Annotated in this window: 9 protein-coding genes; 5 read left to right on the top strand and 4 right to left on the bottom strand. The window is 60.3% G+C overall.

Annotated features, from left to right (window positions below; all coding sequences use genetic code 11):
- Window positions 1-7: 7 nt before the first annotated feature.
- Window positions 8-2,551 carry a Tc toxin subunit A gene (locus M8Q45_RS19180; RefSeq protein WP_249875989.1) on the bottom strand — a complete coding sequence of 848 codons (2,544 nt, stop codon included), beginning with the start codon at window positions 2,549-2,551 and terminating at the stop codon, window positions 8-10.
- Between the two features lie 141 nt (window positions 2,552-2,692).
- On the bottom strand, window positions 2,693-3,241 hold the full coding sequence (locus tag M8Q45_RS19175) for a PadR family transcriptional regulator (RefSeq protein WP_249875988.1): 549 nt from the start codon (window positions 3,239-3,241) through the stop codon (window positions 2,693-2,695).
- Between the two features lie 390 nt (window positions 3,242-3,631).
- Between M8Q45_RS19175 and M8Q45_RS19170 the strand changes: the two genes are divergently transcribed.
- Window positions 3,632-4,123, top strand: coding sequence for a CS1 type fimbrial major subunit (locus M8Q45_RS19170; RefSeq protein WP_249875987.1), 492 nt, complete (start codon window positions 3,632-3,634; stop codon window positions 4,121-4,123).
- A gap of 121 nt (window positions 4,124-4,244) precedes the next feature.
- Window positions 4,245-6,779: a TcfC E-set like domain-containing protein gene (locus M8Q45_RS19165; protein WP_249875986.1), complete on the top strand. Its 2,535-nt coding sequence runs from the start codon at window positions 4,245-4,247 to the stop codon at window positions 6,777-6,779.
- A 3-nt stretch (window positions 6,780-6,782) separates the two neighbouring features.
- On the opposite strand, the gene M8Q45_RS19160 is transcribed toward M8Q45_RS19165, so the two are convergent.
- On the bottom strand, window positions 6,783-6,926 hold the full coding sequence (locus M8Q45_RS19160; protein ID WP_249875985.1) for a hypothetical protein: 144 nt from the start codon (window positions 6,924-6,926) through the stop codon (window positions 6,783-6,785).
- A 171-nt stretch (window positions 6,927-7,097) separates the two neighbouring features.
- On the opposite strand from M8Q45_RS19160, the gene M8Q45_RS19155 reads away from it, so the two are divergent.
- From M8Q45_RS19155 to M8Q45_RS19145, 3 genes are read left to right on the top strand one after another with little or no spacing between them, the layout of a single operon-like run.
- Complete coding sequence (locus M8Q45_RS19155; protein WP_349654630.1) at window positions 7,098-8,381, top strand: hypothetical protein; 1,284 nt, start codon at window positions 7,098-7,100, stop codon at window positions 8,379-8,381.
- A gap of 59 nt (window positions 8,382-8,440) precedes the next feature.
- Window positions 8,441-9,184 carry a molecular chaperone gene (locus M8Q45_RS19150; protein WP_249875984.1) on the top strand — a complete coding sequence of 248 codons (744 nt, stop codon included), beginning with the start codon at window positions 8,441-8,443 and terminating at the stop codon, window positions 9,182-9,184.
- Window positions 9,185-9,228: 44 nt separating this feature from the next.
- Window positions 9,229-9,711, top strand: coding sequence for a CS1 type fimbrial major subunit (locus M8Q45_RS19145; RefSeq protein WP_249875983.1), 483 nt, complete (start codon window positions 9,229-9,231; stop codon window positions 9,709-9,711).
- Window positions 9,712-9,851: 140 nt separating this feature from the next.
- Here M8Q45_RS19145 and M8Q45_RS19140 read toward each other — a convergent pair whose 3' ends face one another.
- Entirely contained in the window at window positions 9,852-14,891 is a 5,040-nt protein-coding gene (locus tag M8Q45_RS19140) for an OTU domain-containing protein (protein WP_249875982.1), read from the bottom strand.
- Window positions 14,892-14,977: the final 86 nt, after the last annotated feature.

Here is a 14,977-nt window from a genome sequence, read left to right as displayed (position 1 = left end):
GCTGTGATCAAAGGACTTCAGCGAGGGCTTTCCAGTCTTCTGGCGTGCTGTCTCGATCGAGCTTGCGAGCCTTGAGCAACGTTTCGGCCGAAAACCCTGTCGCCAGGCAGGCGTGTTGGCAACGAATCAACCAGTCGATCTGGTTCATGGCGGTCAGCACCCTCCAACCGAGGGTGTTGGTCAGGGCCGCCACATCTTCCTGGTTCCATCCCAGCAGGGTGGCGAGACGCGTATCCGCTTGTTTTTTATCGGCAGCAGGAGAGTGTGCCCACTCGAAGTATTCGAGCAACGCTGCTTCCGGACGACCGTAGGTATTGACGTAGTGCCTGACGCGATGCAGCAGATAGAGATCGTGCAGGCTCAGTTCCAGCTTCTTTTCGTTCTTGTAGGCGTCGTCCAGCCATTTTGGGTGTTGCATGAAGTACAGCAACGTGTCGCCGCTGACGGGTAATTGCAGGTCGCGTTCTGCGTTGGGCATCAGCAGGAGCAAATACTTGAGAAGGTCGGTATCGGAGGGCTTTGTCTCTGTCCCAAGATACGTCTTGATCAAGTCGGGTATCAGTGTTCGGGTGTTTGCCTGGAGCAGGTCATCGTAAGTGTCGTCCTTCGCTGTTTGACCGTCGGGGGTCTTGTTTCCGGGTGGGTTGTCGGAGGTCTTTTTTTGGGGGGGGTTGAAGGAGGGAAATATTTCGGCAGGCGCTTTGATCATCTGCCGTCGCAAATCGGAAACGCTCACATGGCTCTCACGCATCCATCGGGTGATCCAATCGAGGCGCATCAACACGTCTAGGTAATCGATGTCCTTGGCGTCTTTGCGACCGAGGGAGGGTGCCGCCCACTGCTCTTGATAGGTTTCTGGCAGCAGCTCCAGCAACTGGTGGCATTCCTGGACTGTAAGGCCCAGCCATTTGGCGACGCGTGTCCGGCGATAAATGGCGGAGATAGCGGCGGGGAGGCTTTCCTTCTCCTGGGAAGGGGTATTGGCAATCAGCAGTTCCAGTGAATCAGCCGTGTCACTGAGCCCCAATGCTGCACAGAGCCGTTGCCGGGTGGGGGCGTCAAGTGTTTGGTCGCTATACAGCCATGCCTGCGGCGCCGTACCCGGTGAGCGGAACAGACGGTCGAAAAGCGACACGCGCCGTCCAGTGGCATGGGTCGGGATCCGGAACAACAGGGCGGCAAACTCTTCCGCTTGCGCCCCATGGACGCGGTTCCAATAGCGAAAGACGCCCAGGACCCGTAGCGTGTTGTCGCTCAACGTCCACGCAGTGTTTTTTTCCCATTCCATTGCGCTGGTCAGCAGCGTGTCGAGTTCGGCGAAGGGAATGGCGAGCCAGCGTTGCAGGCGGATCATCCGGTGCAGCCTGTCGAAGCGGTCATGCGTGGTATTCGTCAGGGTGTCGGTGCTGAGGCCCATGGGGTTGTGCCCTTTGCCCGTCCCATTGACGTAGCGGGCGCCGAGTTGGGTCGACGTTTTCCCTGTGACCGCAGGGGACTGATGGGGGGCGTGGGTTTTCTGTGCGAGCAGCGCCTGGAGTTGATCAGCGTTCAGTTGGGTTCTGTCGAGAAACTCATTGACCTGGCTCAACTTCATGCGCAGGTTTTCTTGGCGCGTTTCTTCCCCTTCCTCTTTCCCACTTGGGAGGGCCAGATTGAAATTATCTTTATACAGGGGCTCGCCGACATTCGGCGGGGCGCTCAGCAACTTCATTTGTGCGGGAGAAAGCCCGGATAATAATTGCTGTGCCCGTCGGACTTCTTGCTTTGGATCCTGGGCGGGGCTAAAGGCGAGCAGGCGCTGGCTGGTTTGATGATTGAGTTCGCCCAGCTGGGTCTGTTTTTCTTTCAGTCCTAGGACGCAGGCATGGTAATCGGGGTCATAAGGAAGCGAGTAGGGGTATTGCTTTGTATTTAAATGCCCACGGATCCCCGTCGTTTGTTCTTCCAGGATTTTGTTGACGATCGACAGCATTGGCACTTGATTGAAGGTCGTTCTCGAGTCAATGAGAAACGTTTTCAGGTCAGGACGTCGCCGATCCAGGCGATAGATACCTACGCCGCGATTCTCCAGTTGCATGGCAAACAGGTAGAGCGCCCTCAGGTAGGCCACGGGCGAGTCGTTCGCCGCGATGGAGTCGCTTGAGCAAAACCGGCTCCAAGGCTCCTTGAACAGCTTTTGATAGGTCGGCAGGCCAGCTTTCCTGGTGTTTTCACCCTCGGAGGCGGCGCGTTGGGGGCGAGCCGGCATAAGGACCGGGGATACCTGCTGTTGCCGATAGAGGCGATCCAGCTGGGCCACGTATCCCTGGGCAATGTCGTAGGTCCGCCCGGCATCTTCGTCATTGATATTGAATTTTCCCAGTTGTTGGATAAATGCACGGCGGGTCATCCGGGCAATGTCCAGGACCGAACCGATGCCATGCGTGCGCAGCGCCGCGACGATTCCGGCGCTGCCTTTCGAGGGCGCTATCGCGCTTTCAATCAAAGTATCCAGTAGCGGGCTGCCCTCGATTGGCGCCGACACCTTCGATGCGTTGTCTGTGACATCCATGCCTGTGCATTCCTTCAAGGCCCACCGGTGGTTCCGGTGGGCGGGAAGGCAACGCTAGCATGGGGTGGCAGTGGGCCGAGGTCGGCTCCTATCGCCGGAAGCTGCGGGAAATTTCGCTGCGTCCTGCCGTCCGTTTTTGTATCAACGACCGTCGATAATGGCCTTGGCGGCATCGTCGAGCAGCTCGCGCACCCGCAGGGTTTCCTGCGGGTTCCAGCGTCCCTGGTGCTTGTGCAACACCTGGCGCAGGTTGTGCAGCGCTTCGCGGATTTCGGCGGGGCCTTCCTCGCTGCGACGTGACCCCTTGTTCGCCTCGATGCGCCCGCGAACCTCGTTCAGTGCCAGGGCCTGGTCCTCAAGGAACCGACGCCCGACGTCGGTTGCGCTGTAGCCTTTCTTTTTCCCCCTGGTGGCTTCGCTGTTAATCATCTTTTTCTCCTCCAGGTAGGTCAGGGTCGGGTAGATCACGCCAGGGCTGGGGCTGTAGGCGCCATCAAAGAGTTTTTCGACTTGACGGATCAGGTCGTAACCATGGCAAGGCTGTTCGGCAATCAGCGCTAACAGCAGCAATTTCATCTCTCCAGGGGCAAAGATTCGGGGGCCCCGACCGATACGCTCCCGGCTCGCCGGGCGTCGTTCGATGGCCTGGTCAGCGCATTGGCGGTTGGAAGTGGAATGAAAAGTGCTCATCTAAGCGTTCTCCCGTCGTGAATAGTAAGACTTCAATACCCAATGAGTTGCGTTATATTTTTTAATAAGATATATCTTGCAACTTAAGATATATCTAAGTTGTATTAGACCAGTTGGGTGGCGAAAGGACCTTACCTGAACTTTCCGAATTCACGCAGGTAAATGGATGCAAGTAAGAAACTTCTTACATATAAAACGCCGACTTCAAGAAAAGTGTCGAATTTTCTCCGTTGTATATGCCGCTTTTACTACGAGCCTGTGGGAATTTGCCTGCTTTTTTTTGAGAAAAAAGAGCTGATGATGTGGCCGCGTTGAAGAGCAAGCCCGTTCATGGATGACTTGCCCTTCAAGCAAATTCTCTCTTCTATTGCAACGAACAGGTGTAATAACATGCTCAAACCATTCGTATCCGGTACCGTCCTGGCCGCCGCTGCCTTGAGTTCTTCACTGGCATTCGCTGCTGACGATGCGCGTTCGTCGATTCATATCACCGCGAACATTCCAACCCAGCAATTCCACGTGCAACCGCGCAACCCGGACTTCGGTAAAGACGAGGCCATGAACTACAACCTGGTCACCGGCAACCTGTCCACTCTGCGCGCGACCTATGACGTGAAGAACACCGAAGGTTCGGTCCATGCCTACATCGAAGGCGGTCCGGGTGCGCTTTACAACGGCAGCACCCAGATCCCGCTGACCACCACGTTCAATGGCATCACCCTCACCGCCTCGCCTCAGGAAGTGGTCGACGATGCCAGCTCCACCCCAGGCACCCAGGCCGACATGGTGATCGCCGCGGCCAAGCCCGCTGCCACGCAGACGGGCCTGTTCACCGCCGACATGACTGTCATCTTCGACGCGGTACCGCGGGCAGGCCTGTAATTCCTTCCGTTGTCTGGTGATTCCGTTCGCGGGCATTACCGCGGGTCGGCCGGTCCTCCCCAGCCGGTCGGCCCGCGCCTGAAAGACACGCCGATACCTTGCTGATGATGAGACTCCGTTGATGTTTCCGATGATTCCCATCGCGGGTGCGCTCGCGCTTTTTGTGTGCGCGACTGCATTGGCCGCGCCTGCTGCCCCCGGTACGACACCCAGTAGCCTGCTGTCTCAGGCCAAGGGCCTGCCGACCGAGTTCGAGTCCCACTTCTTCGATGTGCCACTGGCCGTCCGGGTGGAACTCAACCAACAGTATCTCGGCGAAGCCATGGTGGTCTTGACGCGGGATGATCGCATCACCCTGCTGGAATTCACCGAGACCCAGGACAGTCAGGTCAAGGTCGCCGAGCGGGACCAGTGGGAGCAGCACCTCAAGCAAGGGCAAGTGCTGGGCGCCTGTGAAACCAATTGCCCGTCAGGGTTGCTGGCTGTGCATTACAGCCTCGAGAATTCCTTGGTGTCGATCCTCACGCGGGACATCGAGCGATCCACCGAAACCAAGCGTTATTACGATCTGCCGCAAGACGGCAGCCTGGGCCTGATCTTCAATAACCAGTTGAACCTCAACGGTGGCCAGGAGCAGGACACGGGCGGACGCTACGGCCTGAACGCCAGTTCCAGCATCGGCAACTGGAGCCAGACCCTGGACCTGCAGCTTTCACGCCTGGGCGGGCCGGACGACAAGACGTATCACGCCATCCATGAGCTGCACACGCAGCGGGAAATGGAAGGCACCTTTTTCCGCCTGGGTTATTTCACCCCGGGTTCCGACGGCTTGAACCGGCAGATTCGCGCGTTCGGCGCCAACCCGGACACGGCGCTGGGGGTGATGTATGGCAGTTCCGACAGCCTGGCGATCGACAATCCCAAGCCCAGCGTCTATCCCATTTATGTCACCGCCAGCCGCCAGGCGTCGGTGGAGATCTATCGCAACGGCCTGTTGATCAACACCCAGGCGGTCAGCGCCGGCTTGCAGAGCCTGGACACCCGCCCGTTGCCTGGCGGCATCTACGAGGTGGAAGTGCGGTTGGTCGAGGACGGCCAGACCACCGCCACCAGCCAGGAACTGGTCTACAAGCCCAATAACTGGAACAACGCCGACGACCGCTGGCGCTACAACCTGTTCGCCGGACGCGAGACCCGGCTCTGGAGCAACTGGGACGACCAGCCGGAGGGGTTCATGACCGCCGGGGCGGGTTTCAATTATCTGGCGCACCCTCGGGTGATCCTCGGCGGTTCCGTGCGACAGGTGCAGGAAAAACAGCAAGTGGGCGCGTCTGTTGACTGGACGCTCGCCACCAGCACCAGCCTGTACGCCAACGTCTACAAGACCGAGCAGTACGGCACCGGCCTGGACCTGCAAGGGCTATACAGCTACACCCAGGGCAGTGTCGTCGCCAGCCACACCCGCAGTTGGCTGGATACCCGCAACACCTATGAAACCCTGCCGGACGGCACCCGCATTCGCCAGCGCAACGTGTACGTCGGCCAGACCAGCAACTCATCGCTGGCGGTCAATCATCGCTTGAACAACAAGTCGTCCATCAATGGCCGGCTGGCCTACAGCGAAGGCAACGTCCAGGGCACGGGCGTGGACCTGGGTTGGACCCAGCGCGGCAAGCTGCGCGGCAGCGATGCCAACTGGCGGTTGTCGGTGTTCGACCGGCCGGGCACGTCCAGTACCGGCGACAAACGCAATCGCGGCGTCGACCTGAGTGTTACCGTGGCCCTGGGCGGGCCGGGCGAGTACTGGTCGGGCAGCATCGGCACCCGCACCTCCCGCGACGGCACGCGTGACAACAATGCCTCGCTGAGCTATCGCCGGGATATACAGGATCACGTATTGCAAAGCGTATCCGCCACGGCCCTGACCGACACCTATGGCGTGGGTCTGTCGGGCATCGCCAGTTTCTATACCGACTCGATGTATGGCGATGGTTTCCTCCAGCGGTCCTCCTACAACGACAACATCACCGGTGGCCTGAACCTGAGCAGCACCGTGGCCGTGGGTGGGCGCAAGGTCGCGTTCACCGGCGTACCCGAGGGGCGCGGCGCGGGGATGATCGTCGACGTGGAAACCGATCTGGACGACGTGGCCCTGCGCGCGGACGACTTGACCGGTGGCAGTACCGCGTTGCGTCCGGGCCGTAACTTCGTGCCGATCACCGCCTACAAGAACAGCATGGTCACCTTCGACTTCGACGGGGTTCACCCACCGGCGGCGAGCATCGAGCCGGCTCGCACCCGCTACCACTTGAACAAGGGCGGCGTGGACTACCGCAAGATCAGCGTGATGAGAAGCGTGACCGTGCTCGGTCGCCTGCTGGACGAACAGGGCCAGCCGCTGCGGGGCTACCACGTGATCAACCACGCCAGCCGCGGCATCAGTGAGGCCGACGGATTCTTCTCCATGGAAATGAACGCCGGTGCGCCGACGCTGGAAGTGCGCTACGGCAACCAGCTGCATTGCCAGTTCCGCCTCGACCCGGACAACGCGGTCATTGAAGGCGACGTGTTGTTGATCGGCGATCTGCGCTGCACGCCGGACACCTTGGCCGATACCACCATCGCCGAAGCCCATGCGGCCAGGCAGCGTTCATGACGCTCAAGGGTAAAGGGAATCCATGAAGTATTTAGGCATGGCGGCGGTGTGGATGGCCGCCGCGTTTTTCATCGCGTGGGCAGCCGAAGTCGAAGCCGGCGTCTGGATGCAGGACATCACCGCGGTTCGCGCAGTTTCGATGGTCACGGGGACATCGTCAAAGCGTGTTGTTTCATGACGTGTTCGCAGTGAATGCCTGGAAGGATGAGGTTGAATACATGAACGGGCTACCGGTGACATTGGGCAGCGTTGCCTTGGCGTTTTCGTTGGCCGAGGTCAATCCGGGGATTCGGACGTTTAGGGGGGGGTAGGGCACGCATGACCAATTATCTAGATAAGGCTTTCGTAATGAAAATCGTAATGAAAAACTCGGTGCCGATGATAGGTTTTATTGCTTCGGCGTTTTTAATTGCCCCTCTCTCCACCGCCAATGCCGCCAATATGGTCATCACGGCGATGTTCAGGGCAGACAGTTCAAAGCCTCACGAGAACAAGTTTGTCAACACGACCCCTAACAGCGGTTATTGCAGTTGGTACCCGGCGTCATGTCAGTCACAAAACGTGTTCAGTCTCAGTGTGCCCGGCTTCAATACCCGCGGGGGATCGATTGCCGCGAACCACACGAATCCCAGAGAAGGCGCAATGCTTAAAGCGCCCGCCAATTGGCGCACGGTGCAAATAACCCATGGGACCACGGGGGAAACGAAAAACGTTGAAATTCGCGTGGTAGGCATAGCCGCCACCTATGTTCTTCATCCCTTTGCAACCGAAATAGTCGGTGGCGGAGCCAGCGCCTTAGAGGCGCATAGCCTGCTGTGGAACGGCGCCTGGATGTATGCTCCCTCGCCTTGCACAGGCGCGTTCCTTGCAGCCTTCACCCCACAGAGCTACAGATTTTACTGGAGAACACCGGTGGAAGCCGTGTGTTCCAAGCAGGCGCGTTACCCGATTCAGCATTTCAGGTTCTGGGAGATGAGCTTTACCTACGAAATGCGGACGCCGAACCCGTTGCAGATGTCGTCGGGCCAGTACGCCGGGGCCCTGACCTATCGCCTCGGACCGGGTCAGGATTTTGATTTCGGCGATGTGGTGATTCCCGTGGACCCGAATATGACCATCAACTTCAGGCTCAATGTCGAGCATGCCCTCAAGGTCGACATCCCCCCCGGTGGCAACCGCGTCGAGCTGGCCCCGCAGGACGGCTGGCAAGCCTGGCTGAGCCGGGGCCGCGCGCCCTCGCGGTTGTTTCGCGACCAGACCTTCCGCATCTCCTCGTCCGCGCGTTTCAAGATGCACCTCGAATGCCAGTACACCATCGGCAACACCTGCGCGATCTGGGACGGCGACGGCCATTCCGCGCCGGTGGACGTCAGCGTCAGCTTGCCACACGGCTTGACCGACGCCTCGGGGCAAGCGGTCAAGCGTCGCCCGTTGTTGCGTGACGGCAGCGGCACCCAGTTGTTCCAGCCGGGGTTTTATGTGGATCACAAGCCCGGAACCCTGCACTTCGAGATTTCCCGCGCCAATGCCGAACAGATGGTGGCGGAGGGCGACGGGACCTACAGCGGCAATGTCACGGTGGTCTGGGATTCGGATATTTGAATGACCGAGTCTTTCATCTGTTCAGTCGAGTTATGTTTTTTGCACGAGGTTAATCAGTGATGAAGCAGTTAGTGGCATTGATAGGGGTCTACCTGTTCTGCGCCATGGCCCAGGCCGGGCCGCAGATCAACGTCGGGGTGGTGTACGACTACCTCGATGGCGACAAGAGTACCTATATGAAGCGGGTGTACAACGGCGGGACGTCCACGGCGTTCGTCAAGGTCCATGTGTTGGAAATCCTCTACAACGAGGATGGCACCTACGAGGAGGTGCCGGTGCAGACCCCGGTCGGCGCCGTCGCCCGGGATGGCCTGATGGCCAGCCCGGCGCGGTTGATCATCCCGGCCAACGGTGTGCAAGGCACGCGGTTGTTGTTCATGGGCAACCGTGACAAGGAGCGCTACTTCCGGGTGCGTTTCGTGCCGGTGGTGCCGGAGGCCGAGGATGAATTCGCGGTCAGTGCCCAGGAGCGTGAGGGCTACAAGAAGGAACGCCTCGCGGCCGGGCTCAAGGTGCTGGCGGGCTTTGGCACGGTGTTTTTCGTGCGGCCCAAGGACAGCCGTTTCGAGACGGTGATCGATGACAGCGCCAGCCGCTACCTGTTGCGCAACAATGGCAACACCGTGGTCGTGATCGATGAGTTCAAGGACTGTGACGCCAAGAAGGACAACGACTGCCAGCCGACCACCAAGCACCACGTCATGGCCGGTCGCACGTTCTCGTTCGACAAGCAGGCGGGGCGTGAATATCGCTTCACGTTGATCGAAGGGGCCCAGGAGAAAGCCGTCGAGATCAAGGGCTGATGGTTCGCCGTGGCACAAGCGCCACTGACGCAAAGGTAAAGATGATGGTCAAGACACTGGTATACGCCTTGCTGTTCAACATTCTGGCGCTGTCGAGCATGGCGGTCTGGGGCGCGGTGGAGCGTGAGACTTTCGAGGTCTACGTCAACATCCCGACGGCCGAGTTCTATGTGTTGCCGGTCGACCCGCAGTTGGTCCAGCGCGAACAACGCCTGCCGTACAACACGGTGACTTCGGAGCTGAGCTCATTGCGGGCCTTCTATGATGTGAAGAACATCAACGGCTCTATCGGCGCCCGCCTGGGGGAGGAGGCCTATCTGTTCAATGGCTACGATCGCATCGACCTGCGGGTGAAGTTCAACGACGTGCCCCTGACCTTGGATTCGACCCAAGTGGTGTCGGCCGCCCAGGCCCGCCCCGGCCAACGGGTGGGCCTGGAAATCGCCGCGATCAAGCCCGGTACCGGCTATCGCCCCGGTCATTACTTCGGCACCGTGCACATGGTCTTCGACGCCCTCGCGCCGTAGCCCTGAAGCGGTTGTGGCGAGAGCAAGCGCTCGCCACAGGTGCAATCCAGCAGCGCATCCATGGCTTTGCCCCTACTCCCGCGGGGCTGCGCGGCAGCCCCTCTGGCAAGCGCCTGCATTACCCTCCTGCGTCGGTCGGGTCACTCCTCGGTAGGCGAAGGAGGACGCATGCCGGCTCGCTCGATTTCCAAGCGCAACCGACCTTCTGGGCCGAGCAGTCGGCGTATTTCGTCATGGCTCAAGCGGGGGCTGATGATCTCGCTCCAGATCTCATTGGCGAGGCTGGACTCCAGATGCCAGAGAGCATGCCATAACGTCGGCCTGAAGCCCCGGATCTCGAACAGAAGCGCGACCCGGCTGTTTGACGGAATCAGTCCCGGCGGGCTGAACAGGGCGGTGAACGGAGGCCGGTACGTGGCCCCCGTTGATGTTGTTTCGTTCAACCGTTCGAACAAGGTCGTCAGAAGCCCACGAGCAGCTATGATATTTTCCACCGTCCGGTCATCGAAGAAACGCATCCAGTCGATGTCGACGTTTTGATGCACGGCAGCCTCGTCATAACGAAGGCTGACGTAGTCGGAAATGATGGCGAGCCGTCTGTTCGATAGCGTGGTGTCACGTATCCAGGTTGCAACCTGGCCCAGGTACAGCGTGCCCGCCAGGTAGGAAACGAGCGGCGAGTGCAGCAGGATATTCGCCCGTTCCAGTAATGCCGGGAACCGTTCAAGGGTGCTCATGAGTAACTTGAGCGTCTCTTCGACTTGCAAGTATTGAACGGCCAACAGAAAGAGCCTTGCCTCATCGGTCACCCGTTCCCCTTTCAGTTGCAGAAGTATGTGTGCGGCCCAGGCCCACTCATGCTTGCCGACGAGCTTCCTGTTCCCGACCAGCTCGATCAATTGCTCGGCGTTGAGGTGGCCGTGGGTGGCCTCGTCCCATTTGATGTAGGCCTGCTGTGGTTTGGGATGGTGATGTTTCAACTGCCGGGCCGTGACGCCGTATTCAAGCATGATATGAACGACGGCCTTGCTCAGCAGCAGATCTGCAGTGTCGAGCAGGTCGGTGATCTCGCTGTCTTGCACCGGTTGCAGCAAGAATTCACGCAGGAAGCGCTGAACCATTTGACGGTCCTGCCTCGCCGGGTTGATCAGCGAAGCGGCCAGCCGTTCGCTGATGCGCGACAGCACATCGACGCCCAGTGGCTGGATCAATGCCGAACCACTCGGCCAACGGTTCAAATACGTCCGGATGGGTTGAAACAGGCCGGGCGGGTAAGGCGCGCCGTTGATGGCCTGGGTGAGATCGCGCAGCGTATCGGTCTGCAACAGCACTTGCAGTGAAGGCGCATGTTCAAACAGCCCCTGTAGCGCCCGGGGAGGCGGCGTCACTACGTATTGAGTCAACTGCGGATGCTGATCGATGTAATCGGCGGCCGCGTTGCGTAACCCCTGTGCCGTAAACACCGCCTCGTTCCCCTCGTTCAAGCCACGAGCAATGGCATTGAAAAAACAATCACCGTCGGGAGCGATCGCCACGACACGGTCACCGAGTATCAGGTCGTAGTGATTGCGAGTGGTTCTTCTCAGGACGATATCGGTGGCCAGTCGGTCCGGGTGCGTACCGAGTGGGTAGCCGCGTTCGGCTTGCCCGGGGGTGAAGCGCACCGACCAGTGATGCGACGGCCTTATTTCATCGATGATCAACAGGCTGCGCAGGCTGGGCCAATGGGGAATGCGGGTGATGATCGCCGGGACCATGTCCATGATGTCGTTGTCCCAGTTGCCGGGGGTACGGATCGAATTGGAAACACTGGAAGGCGTCACGGCCGGTACCTTGGCGGGTGGCGTATCCGGTTTTGGCGGGTGACTGGGCGGGCGCTTCCTGCCACCTCCGCCATGACCGAAGCCGACGGCGCGCCATTCCCCCGTGGACATGCGCGCCACTGTGCTTCTCATCACGCCGCTGGAACGCAGGCCAAGCCCCGTGGTGGGGTCGACGAGGTTGGCTTCGGTGGCGCCCAAGCGGGTGTGATCGTGCACCCGCAACACCGTCCCGTCGGGCTGGCGGATATACACGGCGGTGGCGGTGCGATAAAACCCCTGTGCATCGGCGCTCAGCCCTCGTATCACCGAGGTGTCCGTCACGGCATAACGGCCATAGACCGATGTTTCCAAGGGCAGCCCGGCCAATACGCTGCCCCGATCGTGCTGGCGGGGCCCCACTGCCTTGAAGGATGACTGACCCCGCGACGCGACGACCCTCTCGACGGCTTGGCCCCGGCCTTTGTAATAGGCCGCTATGAATTTCAGCTGGTCCGGCCGGACCCCGCCGCTCTTGACCATCCACGCGCCGATTCGCAGGGCGTTGCCGACTGTCTGGAAACCGGGTGCCAGCAGCATCGAGAGCACGTCGACGACGCCCTCGAACGCCGTCATGGCGATCCTGGCCTGGGTTTGCCGGACAAGCTCCAGGTTGCTGATGGAGCGCTCGTTCGCATAGGCGCCCTGGAACTCGACGTGTGTTCGATGGAGGGCATCGAGCCAATCGCCGGAATAGGCCACGGCACGAATCAAGGGGCGCGCGCCACGCTGGCCCAGCAGTCTTTCCAGGTATTCGGGGGTCCTGATGGACATGCGTGAACGCAAATAGGCCCGCCAGGGCTCTTGTCGCAACAGCCCGGCGATACCCTCGGCCAGGTCGGAAAACTCATGGAAGTCCTCGCCGCCGGGGCTGTCGGGGAAATAGATGCCCACCGTGCCCTTGATGTCCGGCCCTGGCTGATCGGTAAAGATCAGCGAACCATCGACGGAGGCCGAACCGGCCATGTTCCCGTGCTGCCCGCCAACACCCATGGAGCCGCCCAGCACCAGGCCATGGATAAGTACCTGTTTTCCCCGGACCAGGCGGGTATAGGCGGCGGGCGATCCTTGCTGAAAAATCGCCTCCAGCCAGAGGGGCAGCAGCTTGGACGATGCCGTGGACCGATTGGACGGGTCCGTGACGTGCTCGCCGAACACTTCATTGCCGCGCAGGGTGGCTTCATAGGCCTTGAATTTCATCGTTGCCAGATAGGCTGCCTGCCAGGCGGTCTTGTAGGCCGGTGTGTTCATCTGCTCCCTGAGCATGGCGTCATAACGCGCACCGGCATCGATGCTGCTTACCAACCGGCCGAGTTCCTGGGGGGGCAGCTGGATGAAATAGCCATTGGCCGGGTTGCGCAGGCGTTGGTCTTGCCGGTCGATCAGATGGGTGGGCAGCAGCTCCACCGGGGTTGGGTATTTGTCTGGGCGCAGGTTGTCGAGCACCAGTTGGGTCAGGCTGGTGGTTGCCGATTGCCTGGGATTGTCCGTGCTGCCAAAGAACAGCGTGACCTGGGTCTTGTCGGGATCGGGATCCAGGCCTGGGTGCATCGTCTGGCTCAGGTATTGCTTGATCTGCAGGCGGGTGAATTGCTCCAGCGTCGGGATGCCGCTGCCCAGTCCATAGGCGGTCTGGAACACCCGTTCTTCCAGGCGCCGATAGTGTTGCTGCTGCGATAACGTCGCGGTCTTGTAGGCGTCGGGGCGATTGTGTTCGATCAGGGTCTGCTGGCGAGTGGCCAAGGGCCCGGCGAGCGACAACTGGGGCAGGCTCAACGCCTCCTCGGCGTTTTGTGCAAAATCCGCCAGGGCGAGCGTGGCGTTTTGCGCAGCGCTGAGTACCTTTTCCAGCGTCGCGGCTTGAAGGTTCAGCAGGTCATCGGCCGCGATCTCGAACGCGTGCCCGGTCAACTCGGTATCGATGTCGCGGATGGTTGCTGGTTGCGCCTCGAGGGTCGGACGTACCTGGTCGACCAGCGCCTGAAAGGACGCAAAGCGCAGCAGGCCGGTTTCCAGGGAATACAGGTACAGGGCGGTGAGATCGGTCTGTTTGATCACCATCGCACCCGGCCATTTTTGCGCGGGCGCGTTACCCCTGTCGAGCATGACCGCGAACACCTGTGGAACAGGGGGGCGCAGCAAGCGGCTACGGTCCGCCCGAGAAGGATGGGTGGTGATCCGGTCAAGCATCAGGTCTTCGTCGTACTGCACCCGTCGCGCACCTTGGCTCAATTGGCTGATGGCCGGTCGATCGGCTTTGGACAGCTCCAGCAGATGCAGGAATCGCTGGGCCAACAGGCGAGCGAACTGCGCTTGCGTCGTGTACGGCCGTGTCGTGGCGGCGGCGTCCGCCGGGAAGGTGCTGTTGCGAAAACGCCTGAATGCTTCGCGCAATCCGTCTTTGATACGGCCGCTGGTGGTGGGCTGGGCGATGTGGAACACCGACGCCATGGCCTGGAGCGTGTCTGGATCAACGGGGGTTGCAAACACGCTGTCGGCTTCTTCCACCGTGTCCGGACGCGTGAAGAACCCGACGTGACCGACCGTGTAGCTGGGCGGTGCATTTTTCAACAAGGCGCCACGCAGGACCTCGATGAAACGCTGTGAAGTGGTCAATGTGCGCACACCGGCCGCGTCGGTGGAAAAATGGTTCACGGACCAGCGCTGCGGATCGATCGCCTGGAACAGTGAAGGTCGGAATTTGCGCTCGGGAATCCTGGCCTCGATGGCGCTGGCCAATTGGTCCTGGAGCATGCTGTCGAACGTCGGCAGGCGGGCGAACAAACGGGCCAGTTCCATCTCGTTATCGTCCAGCCGTGCCAGTTGCTTGATCTGTTCCTGTTGCCGGGCCGTGAGGGGATGGCCTGGGGGATCGACAGTTGTAGGGGAAAAGGGCTCTACCGTCGATCGGTAGTCTGAGGCGATACCCCGGCGCAACGGCTGGATCTGATCCTCGGATAACACCTTGCCGTCGAACCGAAGCGAGGAAAAGTCCACGGACAGATGGCTGATGTGGGGGTAGGACCAGCCTTCGCGTGGGGAAGCTGCGGCAGGGGGGTGGATTTCCTGGCTTTGATGGGCGATCAAGAAACCCTGCGTAACGACGGCGCGCAACGGCATCGACGCGCGTTTCGATCGGGCGGCCGAGTCGACGGTCTCCACTTCCTGATAGGTCACCAGCACCGGCTCGTCCCCGCGCAAGCCGCGCTCGCTCAACCATTGATCGGAAAACGGGTGCGGCGCGAAGGGCTGGCCGTTGGGCAGCGGGGTGATGGGCCTGAGGGCGGTGGTGAGAGAGGACGGTTCGGTGATGGCATTCATTCTGATGTTCCGGTTATGTGCGAGGCACAGACCGTAGCGTGCTGTCGGGGCGCGAATGACATACATATGTATGGCGTGGCAAAGGA

Source organism: Pseudomonas sp. T1.Ur (assembly GCF_023516725.1).
Classification (GTDB): domain Bacteria; phylum Pseudomonadota; class Gammaproteobacteria; order Pseudomonadales; family Pseudomonadaceae; genus Aquipseudomonas; species Aquipseudomonas alvandae.
The sequence above is the reverse complement of the archived record's forward strand: the minus strand, read 5'-3'. Positions and strand labels throughout refer to the sequence as shown.

Coding starts and splice junctions, on each gene's coding strand:
- M8Q45_RS19170 (WP_249875987.1), top strand. CDS start 3,632: ATGCTCAAACCATTCGTATCCGGTACCGTCCTGGCCGCCGCTGCCTTG.
- M8Q45_RS19175 (WP_249875988.1), bottom strand. CDS start 3,241: ATGAGCACTTTTCATTCCACTTCCAACCGCCAATGCGCTGACCAGGCC.
- M8Q45_RS19180 (WP_249875989.1), bottom strand. CDS start 2,551: ATGGATGTCACAGACAACGCATCGAAGGTGTCGGCGCCAATCGAGGGC.
- M8Q45_RS19145 (WP_249875983.1), top strand. CDS start 9,229: ATGGTCAAGACACTGGTATACGCCTTGCTGTTCAACATTCTGGCGCTG.
- M8Q45_RS19140 (WP_249875982.1), bottom strand. CDS start 14,891: ATGAATGCCATCACCGAACCGTCCTCTCTCACCACCGCCCTCAGGCCC.
- M8Q45_RS19150 (WP_249875984.1), top strand. CDS start 8,441: ATGAAGCAGTTAGTGGCATTGATAGGGGTCTACCTGTTCTGCGCCATG.
- M8Q45_RS19155 (WP_349654630.1), top strand. CDS start 7,098: ATGACCAATTATCTAGATAAGGCTTTCGTAATGAAAATCGTAATGAAA.
- M8Q45_RS19165 (WP_249875986.1), top strand. CDS start 4,245: ATGTTTCCGATGATTCCCATCGCGGGTGCGCTCGCGCTTTTTGTGTGC.